This window comes from Acinetobacter sp. BIGb0196 (genome assembly GCF_011759595.1).
GTDB lineage: Bacteria > Pseudomonadota > Gammaproteobacteria > Pseudomonadales > Moraxellaceae > Acinetobacter > Acinetobacter guillouiae.
Genome location: NZ_JAAOZA010000001.1, coordinates 688482 through 703777, shown reverse-complemented (window position 1 = coordinate 703777; position 15296 = coordinate 688482). Strand labels below are relative to the sequence as shown.

7 protein-coding genes and 1 pseudogene are annotated in these 15296 nt (G+C 36.6%); 4 read left to right on the top strand and 4 right to left on the bottom strand.

The genetic code is table 11. The annotated features are described in order from the left end of the window. Window positions 1-2: 2 nt before the first annotated feature. Window positions 3-6050, bottom strand: coding sequence for a DUF637 domain-containing protein (locus tag FHR28_RS03310; protein WP_166781917.1), 6048 nt, complete (start codon window positions 6048-6050; stop codon window positions 3-5). A gap of 25 nt (window positions 6051-6075) precedes the next feature. After that, complete coding sequence (locus FHR28_RS03305; protein ID WP_166781916.1) at window positions 6076-7812, bottom strand: ShlB/FhaC/HecB family hemolysin secretion/activation protein; 1737 nt, start codon at window positions 7810-7812, stop codon at window positions 6076-6078. Between the two features lie 205 nt (window positions 7813-8017). Between FHR28_RS03305 and FHR28_RS03300 the strand changes: the two are divergent. Both FHR28_RS03300 and FHR28_RS03295 read left to right on the top strand, forming a co-directional pair. Further along, window positions 8018-8584 (top strand): annotated as a pseudogene (locus FHR28_RS03300) (ATP-binding protein). 255 nt (window positions 8585-8839) lie between these two features. Beyond that, window positions 8840-9331: a copper resistance protein NlpE gene (locus FHR28_RS03295; protein ID WP_166781915.1), complete on the top strand. Its 492-nt coding sequence runs from the start codon at window positions 8840-8842 to the stop codon at window positions 9329-9331. Window positions 9332-9409: 78 nt separating this feature from the next. On the opposite strand, the gene rhtC is transcribed toward FHR28_RS03295, so the two are convergent. After that, window positions 9410-10030 carry a threonine export protein RhtC gene (gene rhtC / locus FHR28_RS03290; RefSeq protein ID WP_004723644.1) on the bottom strand — a complete coding sequence of 207 codons (621 nt, stop codon included), beginning with the start codon at window positions 10028-10030 and terminating at the stop codon, window positions 9410-9412. 252 nt (window positions 10031-10282) lie between these two features. Between rhtC and FHR28_RS03285 the strand changes: the two genes are divergently transcribed. After that, window positions 10283-10783 carry a hypothetical protein gene (locus tag FHR28_RS03285; protein ID WP_166782754.1) on the top strand — a complete coding sequence of 167 codons (501 nt, stop codon included), beginning with the start codon at window positions 10283-10285 and terminating at the stop codon, window positions 10781-10783. 46 nt (window positions 10784-10829) lie between these two features. Here the strand turns inward: FHR28_RS03285 and FHR28_RS03280 are convergent, their stop codons facing one another. Beyond that, window positions 10830-13952 (bottom strand): DNA translocase FtsK, encoded by a 3123-nt coding sequence (locus tag FHR28_RS03280; protein ID WP_166781914.1) that lies wholly within the window; start codon window positions 13950-13952, stop codon window positions 10830-10832. 312 nt (window positions 13953-14264) lie between these two features. On the opposite strand from FHR28_RS03280, the gene trxB reads away from it, so the two are divergent. Continuing rightward, window positions 14265-15218 (top strand): thioredoxin-disulfide reductase, encoded by a 954-nt coding sequence (gene trxB, locus FHR28_RS03275; RefSeq protein WP_004723647.1) that lies wholly within the window; start codon window positions 14265-14267, stop codon window positions 15216-15218. Window positions 15219-15296 lie beyond the last annotated feature (78 nt).

Sequence of the window (15296 nt, the reverse complement as noted above, 5' to 3'; positions counted from 1 at the left end):
TTTCAATGTTCATAAAATTTTATACCTTTTTGTGTAAGCCAGTCTTTAATATTCTGAGGTATGGCTACATTTGAGTGTAACTCGTAAGAAGCATTATTAACTTTTGCAATAGATTGTCTTGCTCCCATATCAGATTTAAATTTATTTAATCCATCAGTTTTACTGGTAATATCATTCCAATAATTACCAGATTTAGCTTCATACCACCTGTTTCCTATAGCTCCATCAAATTCTCTGCCGTTTTGTTTGAAAGAACCCTTTCCACCATACAAAGCTTTCAGATAGATCTCAAAATCCACGCCAACTAAACCTTTCGCACCACCTGAAGTAGGTATACCGTTGAGATTTTTGTTTAGGATTAATCTATCACTCTTAAGTGTGTCTATATTTTTGCCAGCTTTTAAATCAATCCCTATAACTAAATCAATTGCAGCAAAAGCCTTATCACCTAAACTTGCAGCAGGATTAATTAACGTAGCAATGTTATCACCAATATCTACAATTTCTTGTACACCTTCTTTCTTGAAGAGTTCGATAACATCATTTGACGTAACTTTTTGCCCTTTACCTTGCATATCTTTGATATTCTTAGCTATTTTGTATGCAATTTTACCACCCGATGTTGCGAGTTTACCTAAGCTATTATTTTCAACTGCTATATTTGCACTATTTGCAGCAGTATTAACGTCATAGCCAGCAAATGCTGCCGTTGTTCCAGCAATAATCTTACTGGTATCTTTAATACGTGTTCTTTCATCATCCGTTAAATCTAATGCTGTTTTGCCTTCTGGAATCATAAGACCTGCAACAATCTCACCAACACCAGCACCAATTGCTCCAGCCTCGCAACTTGCTTTGGTTGCAGCTGCGGCTGCACATCCAGCTGCTGCATGCGCAATTTTATGTAATACGTATTCAAATGTACTAGGGTCAACTTTATCTAAACCTGAACCACCGATTTGACTAGCGAACTCACCTTGCAATGCACCGGCTAAACCTGCCAATAAAGCCTTTTCAAGATTATCCTGTAAATCTCCTCCGTTAATTGCAGTTTGCACTAATGTTGAACCAACAGCATTTGTAAAATTATTCATTAAACGATCAGGGAATAATGTACTTTCAGGTTTCAAACCAAGTGTAGTACCTACTTGCTTTAAGAGGCCTGCGGTAACAACTGAAGCGACTAATCCTTTTACAGATTCTTTACTTCCTAAATCTTTGAGCGTTTTTCCTATATCCCCACCATTATTAATCAAGCTTATACTCGCCTGTGATGCAATGGTCGAAACTGCTGCTCCAGCACCTGCACCTAATGTAGCTCCAGCACCTGCACCTAAAGTTCCACTAGTTAAACCAGAAATTCCACTTGCTGCACCTGCAGCGGCCCCAGATGTGAGTACTGTTACGATAATCACAATAATCGCAGCACCTGCTCCTGTGAGTCCTTGCGATTTATAATTCCAACTTTCTTGAGCAAGTTTTACTGCTTCCCAATTCACATCATTTCGGGCAACAATATCTTTTAAATATTCATTCCCAGGTTCATTTGATAGTCGTATGATTTCAGCTTGAACATCATTGTTTTGTCCTGAAACAACAGGCACCTGAACTGTTAATCCACCACCTGCAGTAAAGGTCGGAGCTGTTGATCCATTAAAACTTGGTAGTTTGCCTGTTTCTGTGATTGACCCCTTGTCTTGCATTGACTGCCAGACCACACTGCTACTTTCTTTTTTTAAAGTTTCTTCAACTGTTGTAGAGGCACTTTCTAAAGTGATTGTTCCTCCAGACTCAATATTTGCACCTTCTAAGTAATTAAATACAGTTCCTACTAAAAGCGTATCAAATCCTGCTTTAGTGCCAATGTAATTTGCTTCAAGTACGGCTGGTAATTCAGAAATGATATTACGTGTATTTGTCGTCTTGGAATCATTAAGTTTAATTCCGATGAATGAACTTTTTTTACTAATGTCTAAGGTATTCAGCGAGACATCATCAATGGTCAGAAAATTAAGATCCCCACCAGCTTGAATATTTATTTTTCCGCCATTTGCGGTAAGTTGACTGGAATATAAATCAATACTTGTACGGTTTTGACCGATCATTTCAGGAGTATTGATCTCCTGACTTTTGATATTAATATTTTTTGCATCAATATCTACAGACATACCACCACTTTGCTCAGCAGTTTTTACTGTTGTTGTGGTTTTCTTTTTACCGTACCACTTTCTTTTCGTTTCTGTGGTTTTACTTTTATCGTAGCCATTTTCAATGGCGACATCAAAAATGATATTCTTATAAGCTTCAATATTGACATCTCCATTATTAGATGTCACTCCAACGCCTTGCAAAATAAGATTATCTGTTGCAGTCTTACCTGTGGCTCTGATCTTAACACCCTTATCACCATTGATCGTTGTGATATTGACAGGACTACGCCAATTATAATTATCATCTGAGACTTGACCAATTTCATATGAATCTTGAAGACCATCAATGATTATACTTCCTTTGATTAAGCCTTGTTTTACACTTGTAGGTGCTTCGCTTTTATATTGGCCTTGAATTTTATGATCTACTTCGTTTAATGTGCCTGCTGCCTCAATATTGACTACACCATTTTTGGCATCGATATCAGATCCACTAATGCTAATTCCTTTAGCTGAAACAAGGTTGATATTGCCTAAATTACTTGTAAGCTTACTTCCTGCGTGCTCATAGCCATTGATGTTACTATTTAAAAAGTTAATTGTTCCTTGAATATATTGCTTTTCACCTTCTAATTTTGCTACTTGAGCGTCGTATTTACTGATTGTTTTATCAAGACTTTCTACTTGAAAGCCATAAGAACTGTAATTCGCTAAGTCAGCAATAGAAGCAACAGCATCAGGTTCGATTCCTTTATGTGTCTGTTGACCATCAGAACTATACATAAAACTTATTCTTGGTCGACCTTCATCATCATAAATTAGGCTAGCTGTCGACATATCAAAAATTGAACTATTATAATTAGGCCAGTTCCCGTCTGAGTACTTCATTTCATAGGCATTCAGGGCACTATATACAGCTTGGGCCAAATCTCTTCTTTTAATTTCCAATTCATTTTTTTTATTAACCGTATCTACATATTCTTTATTAAGTCTAATTTCTGATTGTTTATTATCTAAATAACTTTTTTGATTATTCAGCCCCTGAATATGTGATGATGTTGACTTGCCTTGTAAGGTATTTTTCACACCATCTATATACAGATCTCCATCAGTCGATACAATCGATATATCTTTTACTGCACTTAATTGTGTTCCTTGTAATTTAACATTCTTTCCTTCTAAGCTAATGCCTCCAGTTTCTGTACTCAACTTCACAACTTGTTCAGATCCATTCCCCATACCTCCACCAATACCCGTAAAGATTAAATCTCCACCTTTGGCACGCAGATCGATGTCCCCATAAGCGTTTAATTTATGGATTTTTGAATCTAACGTTAAAGTATTTTTAGTTTGTATTGTGAGGTCACCATCTGTGCTATTGAGTTTTGGATCATTTCTCAGTAAGTCATTCCCCGTTGCATTAAGTTCTATCGATTGAGGGGCATTGAATGATTCACCAGCTTCAATTAAAACTGCACCACCTTTTAATTTTAAATTTTGTGCATGAATATTTTTGTCTGCTTTAACTGATAGGATACCATTAGAGTCCATTTGACTCGTATTACTTGCATCAAAAATAGCACTGTCATTGTCACTCGCTTGACCATTAAAAATAATATTCTTTTTTGAGTTCAAAGCTGTGTGTTGGGTAGATGTAAGATTAGTTTTGTTTAAAACCAAATTTTCTTTTGTAAATAACTCAATATTCCCTAAAGTATTTAAGCTAGTACTTGTTGTGTCTATCCCACCTTCACTTTGAAGGTGTATACCGCCTAGAGTTGTTTTAAGTCCCAAATTCTCAAGTGAAATGTTATTTTTTTGATTGTTTATAACGATTGATTGTGCTTCTAAAGATGTTGGAATATTAATTTCGCTTACTTCATCCGCATGTGCTCGTTGATCAAGGTGACCTGAAATACTCACGCCATTTCCAGCAACAAGGTTGATCCCCCCTAGTGTAGATTTTATATCTGCTGCACCAATCGTTAATAAGCCATCATTTTGTGAACCAATCGTTATTGTACGATTTGCTGTAATATTTGTTTTTGTTGTGATTTTATTTTCATTTGACCCATACGGTGTGATCAATTGCTCAGATGCTAATTTTACATCTTTACTGGCTAATATCGAAATTTCACCATTTACTGATTCTGCGTTTAGGCTCAATGCATCAATAGCACCTTGATTTGAATGAATATTGATATTATTGTTGGTTTTTAATATTGCACCTTTACTAATATCAATATTTTTATTAGCGTAGATATTAATATCTTTTGCAGTGTTCTGATTGATAGAACTATTTAACTTAATGTTATTAGCACTATTCAAATTAAAATTATTATCACTGTATAGTTTAGCATTATTAATATTCAACAATGAATTGTCATTTAAACCTAAACTTATTAAATTTAAATCACCCTTATTTGCTGATAAATTTGAGTTTTCTATATTTAAATTATTTTTTGCTTCAATTGCTAGGTTACCAATACTTGAGACATTACTCGAATTTTGTATATTGAGATCATTTCTAGAAATCAGTGAAATTTCGCCACTTCCACTGATATTTGTATTTCCTCCAATCAACAAGTTCTGAGCGCCTAAATATACTCCAGCACCTTCACCAAAGTTTTGAACATTAGTACTGTTCTGTAAACTCACATCCCCCTTAGCACTCACAGAAATAATATTTTGGTTATCAGCACCATGCTTTTCCAAGCGGGCTTTATCCAAAGTTATGTTCTGACCAGACTCCAAGAATAAATTACCATTGGTGATCATTGAACCACTACTGACTATATCAGCCCCATCTCCAGTACTGATACTCAATAAACTATCCTGTGGATTGGTATTTTGTATTGCACCCGTATTTTCAATTTTACCTGCACTGGTGATGACTAAACTTTGTGGGGATTGAATAGTTCCGGCATTGCTCACCCCTAAACCTTTGTCTGTACCAATAATATAAATGTTATTAGCATACATCCCTCCCAATGCTTTCACGTCCAGTGCAAATGTTGGGGTAGTACTATTTTCTTGATTGGGTGTAATTGCACTTAAGTCATCACTAATCGTATTTGAACCCGTAACTACTTGTAAGGCTTGATTGGCATGAACTTGGGCATTGAGTTCAACTGCTTTGGCATAAATATCAACATAATCAGCATTATTGTTATTACCGCCAAGCCCTAAGTTGTTTCCATTTGAACTAACATTAATCTTTCCTTGATCAATCACAAACTGTTTAATACTTCCATCTTCATTCAGTTGTGGTTTCCCTGTTGTGAATATGGCCTTATTCGCATTGATGAATCCGCCACCTTGAATATTGATCCCGGATGGATTGGCAATAATCACATCAGCACGTTGACCAGCAACCTCAAGATTCCCTTCAAAGCGTGAAGCCGCAGTAGAATTTACTTCGTTTAAAATGACGCGTGCCTCACCTGTTTGAAGATAAGGGTTTGCGCCCACTTGCCCCACAATCACTGAACCTGCACCATTACGACTATTATTTAATACAACACCGGGTTGCAATACATCAAATTGGTTATAGACGTTATGCGACACACCATTCTTAGGCGTTTGAATATTCACTAAAGGTACGTTTTGACCTTGTTGATTCTGTCCCACCCCAATGATGGCTCTTTGTGAAGCTGCCGCATTTGGATCTGCCTGCATTTGTGCATAAACAGGTGAAAATGCCATAAATAAGCTCATCGATGCGACAATACTTTTCACTTGCCACAACTGATGAAATGATTTTGAATCCACAGACTCAGTTATGGGCATTGAGTGCGTACTTTGACCTGTAGCTTTACTCTGGCTTTTGATATTCTCTGCAACCGCAATAAACATATTTTTTGCTTTGCTAAAAATAATACGATAACGATTTTTATTCATTTCTAATGTTCCAAAAAGTTTTTGATTAATATGAAAAATTTAAACTAAAGCCAGTAACCCATTCTTTTTTAATGACCTTAGGTGCCTCAATACCATGCCCCACAAAGGTATCTAGATAGATACCTTTAAAATAACTGCGTGTACCCAATACACTTCCAATTAGATGACGTTGTCCAGAATAACTATTCCGTCCATTGACCCATCCTTGATCGATAGCTGCATAAAACTGAGTCGCGGGGATAGGAGAGTTCCAACTCAACTCTTGTTGTAAATAATGACCATTATCCCCTGACAGCATGAGCTCTCCATCAAAGCCTCGAACACTGTAGCGCCCACCAATATAAAAACGATCTTGAGAAACTAAAATTTTGGGTGCAAATTGTCCACGCCAATTTAAGCGGTATTGGACAGGTTGATTCAGAATTGTAAAAGGCTGGGAGTAGCGAATATCAGCACTCCAAAGCGGAGCACGTGCATACCCTTCGACAGGTAAAGGTTGGCCAAAAATATCAACAATTCTTTCTTCTGGTGCAGATTGAGCATTCAATGCCCCAGTGCCACGTCGATAATCAAGATTCAAATCTAGTAATGCATTGCCAATATATTGTCGATGTTGGAGACCAGCATTCCATCCCGTAGTTTCTCTACGCTGTACACCAACTTCTATATTCTCAATAAAATTTTGATTTTCTTTATGATAACCCTTGGTATAAATACTGGTTTTATGATGTGAACCCCGGCTGATCATACGTGTAAGTGTTAAATTACTTTGTTTAGTTTTTCCACTATATAAAATTGGAGCATCAAACCCTGCAACCTTTTGCTCATATTTATATTCATTATGAGTCGCAGATAATTCATAGTTCCGAAATGGGAATGAATAATTGATATAAAAACTTTGATTAAAATCTTTTTTCCAATCATCGAGTGAATGGCTTAAATTGATATTCAGTGAATCATTTAAATTCAATGGATTGTTGAAGCTAATCCCTAAACTTCCAATATATTCACCAGTACTTTTTGATCCTGAATTATCAATATTTAAGCTTATTCCTAATTTTTTATAAGGTCTTGAAGTCACAATAAGATCACTATAGCCAACAAGCTCTTTACCATCTTGAGCTATAGCGGGTTCTATTTTGATATCCACATCGCGATTTGAAGTTCGTTTTAGATTTTCTAAACCTTGATCAATTTTTTTAAGATTTAAGATTTCATGATTTTTTATCGGTAATGCAGTGAAGATCTCTACCTTATTTACTGATTTATCTTTTGAAAGTATTTGATGAATTCGACCTACATGAATATTTAAAACTAGACGACCTTGAGTCAAGTCTTGTGGGTTGACTACAATTTGAGTGGTAATCAATCCTTGTTTGATCAGTTCATTTTGCGCATATTTGACTAGATTCTGTAGGCTTTGAGTGCCAATACATTGTCCGACAACAAAATTAGGCTGATTCAAATTATAGAGCAAACTATTGAAAATATTTTGATTTTTATTCAGTAATGGATCATTTATAACGAAATTAAGTTGTTTTATTTCAAAACAAGGTGCTTCAGAAACAATGACAAGATCATGACTCAGTTTTTCAACTTTTTGTTGTGGCGATAAAAGTATATTTTCATCAGTTAACTTTTTTTCTAATTCATTGATGCGTTGATCTTGGCGTACATTCTCTTGGATGGATTTATCTTCTAATGCAGAAAAACTCGATGTAGTAATAAAAGCACAGCTGCTAAATAAAATAAATTTGTACATCTTTTTAAAAGTATATTTTACAAAATTTAACGAAAGGTAAAGATTTACTTCATAATTTGCAATTTTTTTAATCAAAAATTAATAGTTGTATCAAAACTGAAATATTCTTGATTTATATTCTTTGGCTCAAAATACTCATCATGTGAAGATATAAAATGCAAATTAAACTTTGGTTTCCACTCATTATTGCAAGCACTTTTATTGGATGTGCAACTGCACCTATCCAACAAGCAGTCTAATAGAAATAGATTGTTCCAATAAAAAGGGGTTATCTAACGATATTCTACAAAGTTTTGCTGATTGTGGTTGGATTAGATCTAAACATGATTTGATTTTCACAGGTGCCACAGAAATTAGTAAGACTTGGCTTACATCGGTTTTTCGAACCAATGCCTGTAAATTAGGATTTAAAGTTCTTTTTTATAATACAACTGAATTATTTGAAGAGTTTAATTCTGCTTTGCACTTGGGAACGATCACAACGCTAAAGAAGTAGTTACTTTCGAGTAAATTACTCATTCTTGACGATTTTGGTCTATCACAAGTTAGCCATTCATAGATGGCTCATTTTATAAGTGTGATCGATAAACACTGTGATAATGGTTCATTACTAATTACAAGGCAGTATGAAACAAATATTTGGTTAAACCATTTTGAAGATCAAACTGTAGGAGAGGCCTTGCTTGATCGCATTATTCATCGTTCTCATGTATTCAATTTAGAAGGTGAATCTATGCGTAAAAAAGAGGTAAAAAAGTTGGATAGTTTTTAGATTTGTCCAAGTAAAGCGACACTTTTATTTACGATGTTGTCTCTTAAAGTGTTCAAGTTGAATGAGAAGGGGTGTCCGACTAGTTGTTGATTTTTCAATGGCACAATAAGAGAACACCTATAATAGCCTAACTTTTTAACATCGAACTACATTACTCAGCAATTTCTTACATAATTCACATTTCATATCAGGGAGATAATTTATATTCTGGATAAAATCATTCACATATAATTATTTATTCATTTGGGTTATGTTATGAAAAAAACACTCTTCGTCATGTCTATTTTAGCGCTGTCATTAAGCGCTTGTTCTAAGCAGACTCATAATGCATCAGAAGATATCAAAGCGACAGCTCAAACACAGGCTGCTGCATCGCATGAAGCAGCAACCCCAACCATAGATTCAGAACACAATGCTCAAAATAGCTTGGATTGGGCTGGGGAATACAAAGGCTTACTTCCGTGTGCTGATTGCTCAGGAATCAAAACCAAACTCATCCTAAAATCAGATCACACTTATGAACTGACTGAAGAATATGAAGGGGTTAAAGGTGAAGGCAAAGAATTTAAAACTCAAGGTCATTTCAGTTTTGATGAATCTGGATCGATTATCGGTCTAGATAAAAATGCAGATAACCGCAAATACTTTGTTGGTGAAAATATCTTAGAAGCACGTAGTTTTGCAACGGGTGAAAAGATCGAAGGTCCAAATGCTGAACTTTATCAATTAACCAAAGATGTGGAATAATTTAAAAATTATTTCCGAATAACAGCATAATAAAAAACCTGCTTGAAGCAGGTTTTTTTAAATTTTGGAGCATGCTTTTTAGCGATGACCAATCAAATATGCCCCAAAGAGTGTAAAGATCCCACCTGAAATACCATCAATCCATCTTGAGGCATTTTGGTAAGCGGCTTTAAAGCTAGGTAATGAAAATACAAAGGCAACAAAGCTAAACCAGATCAGCGTTTCCACGGAAACAATTATAAATAATAATGAATGCACACCATCTAAATGTGGATTGGCTAAAAACACTGAAAATACACTACCGAAATAAATTACCGCTTTCGGGTTTGATAAATTGGTTAAGAAACCTTTGAGAAAGAAACGCAGATTGCTTTGCGGTAACTCAAAATGATGCTGTGATATATTCTCTTTCTTACTCAAAGCAGATCTAAGCATTTGGTAGCCTAACCAGCACAGATAAATCCCACCAACAACCAACATCACTTGCTTTAACCATGCCATTTTTTCAAAAATGATATTCAAACCCGCCAAAGCTAAAAAAGCCCAAAACATCACCCCTGCGGTAATCCCCAAAACCACAAAAATAGATTGCTTTCTTGAACGGCTAATCGCAGTTTGCGAGACCAGAAAGAAATCAGGGCCTGGTGTAATCAGGGCACAAAAATGAATAAAGATTAACGTACATAATGCGATCAACATGGACTAGATTCCGTTCAGCGAGACAGATTTATATTAGTGTGAAAATTCATGTTTTTCCATCGATATCGGTACATCAATAAAATTCTTTAGGCTGAACTTCGATGAACATATACCACAAATAAAACATCAACCATCTTTTAAAAAGACGGATTTTAATTATTGGAGAAAATAATATTTTATCTTTATAATCAAAAATTAAAACGTGCTTAAAAAATAAATCATGCTTAATTTAGAAAAAATTCAACCTCACCCATTGAGCAACCCCCACATCATCCTGTGGAAGTGCAGAAGATCATCAGCATCAATAAATTTATGCTCTTGTGCTTTTTGACAATGGGTTTATATCAGATTTGGTGGATGTTTAAAGCGTGGCGCTTCTTTATGCAAAAAGACAAATTAGACATCATGCCGGCTTTTCGGGCAGTATTTTATATTTTTTTCCTATACTCCTTGTTTAAAAAAATAAATAACTATGCCAAGCAACAAGGATATACAGAGAATTTTTCATCAGGCTGGATGTTTATAGGATTTATGGTTTTTTCAGTACTGATTAAACTGCCTGAACCTTATGATCTGATTACTGTATTGAATTTCATTTTTCTAATGCCTGCATTTAAGGCTCTCAATTTTGCCAAACAACAATCCAATCAATTTGTGGTCATTGAACAAAAGAAATTTAGTAAAGCTCAAATGGTACTTATCGTGTTATTTTCTATTTTTTGGTGCTTGTATTTACTCGGACTATTTCTATAGCCTAAACAGCTTGCAATGAGCCTAAGCTCATTGCAAGCTGTTTAAATTAGACCAAAATATCTCGCTTACCATTCGGTCCTTGTTCACTGACAATACCCTGCTCCTGCATTTGATCAACAATACGGGCAGCACGGTTATAACCTAAGCTAAACTTACGTTGCAGTGAAGATACAGACACCTTACGTGTTTCTAAGACAAATGAAACACATTGGTCATAGAGTGCATCACGGTTCGGATCGCCATCACCATCTTCGAAACCACGTGTGGTCGGTTCTTCGTCAAACGGCGTGAGAATTTCATCAACATAATTCGGTTCACCGCGTTCACGCCATGCGTCACAAATACGGTTGACTTCATCATCGGAAATAAATGCACCATGTACACGCTCAGGATCAATTTTACCTGGACCGAGGAATAACATATCACCATGGCCCAAGAGATCCTCTGCACCACCACCATCCAAAATAGTACGCGAGTCAATTTTACTGTTTACACGTAATGCCACACGGGTTGGAATATTGGCTTTAATCAAACCCGTAATGACATCTACCGATGGACGTTGTGTTGCTAACAGTAAATGAATTCCTGCTGCACGAGATTTTTGTGCCAGACGGGTAATCATTTCTTCTGCTTTTTTACCCACTTGCATGATCATATCTGCAAATTCATCGGCAACAATCACAATCGAAGGCAATGGTTGCAAACGTGGTGCTCTGTCTTGTGTCGCAGAATCACTTGGTTTCCAAGTTGGATCAATCAGATCCTCACCATTTGCAATGGCTTCTTCCACTTTACGGTTATAGTCGGCTAATTTACGGATCTTTAAAAAAGACATCAGCTTATAACGACGTTCCATTTCATTGACACACCAATTCAATGCACTAACAGCATCTTTCATGTCAGTCACAACAGGTGTCAATAAATGAGGAATATCATTGTAGTTCGCTAATTCCAATTGTTTTGGATCGATCAGAATCAAACGCAATTGATCAGGTGTATATTTCAACAACATCGACAGGATCATTGAGTTTACAGCAACCGATTTACCTGAACCTGTTGTCCCCGCAACCAACATATGTGGTGCTTTACCTAAGTCAGTGATCACAGGATTACCCGAAATGTCCTTACCCATTGCCATTGAAAGCAAACCATTTGGATCTTTAAAAACGGGAGTTTCTAACAATTCTATCAGACGTACCATTTCACGACTGCTATTCGGTACTTCAATCCCGATATAAGGCTTTCCGGGAATCACTTCAACCACACGTACAGATGCCATTGACATAGAACGTGCCAAATCTCGGGAAATATTGGTCACTTTCGAGGCTTTTACACCGGGTGCCAAATCTAACTCAAAACGTGTAACCACTGGCCCAGGTTGGGCTTCGATCACTTTGGCTTTGACGTTAAACTCTTGAAGTTTAATTTCTAACAGTTCAGATAAACGTGACAATTGTTCTGCGGTAAAGTTGACTTTTTTATTTGGATCGACTTTATCTAACAGTTCATAACCTGGCAATGTTGGTAAGTCTCGACGCTTATTTGCAACTTGCATTGCACGTGACATCGGACGACCAAATGCATCTGTTAATGGTGCATCCAAGTCGAAATCATCTTCAAGTTCTGCAAACTCACTTTGCAATTCGTCTTGAGGTTTACCCGCAGTTTCTTGCCAAGCATCTCTAAATGCATCTTTATCTGCAGCAATTAAAGACTTTTCTTCTTCACTGACCAAGGTTGATGCATTTAAATTGGTTTGAATATTGGCACGGGTAAATGGCGTAGATTGAGCATAATTACTGGTTGTACGAACATCTACAGATTGCTGATTTGGTTGGTACGCAGTTGGGCTTTCAGTAAGCTCTTCATCTGCAAGCGATGCAAGCTCATCTAATTCATTGGCTAAATTTTGTATTGCTACGCCTGAAGTTGCCGCTACTGCGACACCACTCGCAACGCTTTGCCCACCCTGAACAGCAGTATCTACATAACCAGCTTCAATATGAGTCTGCGCTGTAGCGGTATTAAATGGGCTATGGATATCTGTGGCAGTTTGTCCATTTGGTACAACTGATAACAATTCATCAAACACTTGGTCATCATCCCAATCAAGTGAAGATTTTTTATTGATCTGCACAGGATCAACATCATGTTGATGCGCGCGTGGCAAATGATCTGCATATTTATCTTCAGTTTGATCTTCTGACGCTTTGATCAAGGCATCAATATCACGATTATGGTCTTGATCTTGATGTAAGGCTTTCCATACTTCACCAGATGAAACAGTACGTTGACTGTCTTGTTCTAGACGATGTGCTTTTTCTAAAGTCCGCTCTAATTCCAAATCATCAATATCGTCTTGATCAAATTGAACATGATGTTGAGTTTTATTTTCTTGCTCAATCATGTCATCAAATAAGCGTTCTGCTGTTTGATTGTGTTTAGTATTTTTAACAATCAAATGCTCTTTTACTGGTGCCTGATCATCAGCTTCGACAAATTCAGCTTGAGCTGTTATTGGCTCAGCTTTATGCGTATGCGCATGATTTTTATTTTTCTGCGGTGATGTCAAATCAAAAGCAGATTCACTTTCAGGAACATTTTTATAAAACAAATCTTGTAAATAAGCAGGCATGGCTTTTAGTGTTGCCCAGGTTCTATTCCATTGAATACCAAATGCTAAGGTAAATAGAACAACGAGCAAGAGCAAAATAAATACAACTGCGCCATAAATACTCATCAGTTGAGATAGGCTTTCACCGAGCTCATAACCAATGATTCCACCAGAAGCATTGGCTAATGTATCTGCTGGTACATTCCAAAGCAAGTACAATAGGCTTGAGGTTGCAAGCAAAATAAAAAATTGAGCAGCATAACGAAACGGGCGACTCACAAAACTTCGTGGCCACCACACTTGGACTGCTTCTATAAAAATAAATACAGGAATGAGTAAACTTGCCCAACCTAAAAAACCAAACAACAAATCAGCAATCCAAGCACCCGCTACACCACTGGCATTTGAAACCTGTTGTGTATCACTCGAAATATGCATCCAGCCTGGATCAAATGGGGTATATGTCACTGTTGCAAGGAACAGATATATCCCAAATGAAATCAAGAATATTGTTGTTAAAAAGCGCTGTGCATAAACATTTGACACCGCAGTCATATACTATCCTGTAACCAATTGTTCAAATTACTCTTTTCTGAAGCTTGATCAGCTTTCTTGAGAGAAGAAATTTTTATATTATGCACCTGTTCTTAAAAAAAAGATGCACTATTATTTACTTGTGTTGTAAAGCATTGTTAGAAATTTAAGCTTTTATTTCGATAAAAATGCCAAACAATATTATTTGATTATTCTATATAGCTCAATTCGATTTAGATGATCAATATTATCGACATTGAAGCCACACAACTTTGATAAAGTTTCACGTATAATTCAAACAATTTCTATATTTTTCATAAAAAAGGATGACTCATGAGCGCTCGTCACTCTCGGTTAATTATTTTAGGTTCTGGCCCTGCTGGTTATAGTGCTGCTGTTTATGCAGCGCGTGCAAATTTAAAACCAACCTTAATTGCAGGTATGCAACTCGGTGGTCAATTAACCACGACGACTGATGTTGAGAACTGGCCTGGCGATGCTGAAGGTTTAACAGGTCCAGCGTTAATGGATCGTATGCAAGCGCATGCTGAACGTTTTGGTACTGAGATTTTATACGATCATATCAATGAAGTTGATCTTCAGGTGCGCCCTTTTGTGCTTAAAGGCGATATGGACGAGTACACCTGTGATGCGTTAATTATTGCAACAGGTGCAACAGCACAATATTTAGGCCTTGAGTCTGAACAGGCTTATATGGGCCAAGGTGTAAGTGCTTGCGCAACTTGTGATGGTTTCTTCTATAAAAACCAAAAAGTGATGGTTGTGGGTGGTGGTAACACTGCTGTTGAAGAAGCACTATATCTTTCCAATATCGCTTCACACGTTACCCTTGTTCACCGTCGTGACAAATTACGTTCTGAAAAAATCCTTCAAGACCATCTCAACGAAAAAGTTAAAGAAGGTAAAATTTCGATCATCTGGAACCATCAAGTTGATGAAGTTTTAGGTGATAGTAATTCTGGTGTGACCTCTGTACGTATTAAGTCTACCCAAGATGATTCAACTCAAGACGTTGACGTATCAGGTATGTTTGTGGCAATTGGTCACAAACCAAATACCGCAATGTTTGAAAATCAACTTGAACTGCGTAATGGCTATATTCAAGTACGCAGTGGTACTGCGGGCAATGCCACAGCGACATCTGTAGCGGGTGTATTTGCTGCAGGTGATGTTGCTGATGATGTTTATCGTCAAGCAATTACATCTGCAGGTTCAGGCTGTATGGCAGCACTTGACGCTGACCGCTATTTAGATGGCTTAGAATAATTGATTTATTTTGTGTAAAAACAAACCGCCTACATGGCGGTTTGTTTATTTTTGATTTATAAATAAACAAGAGAAATG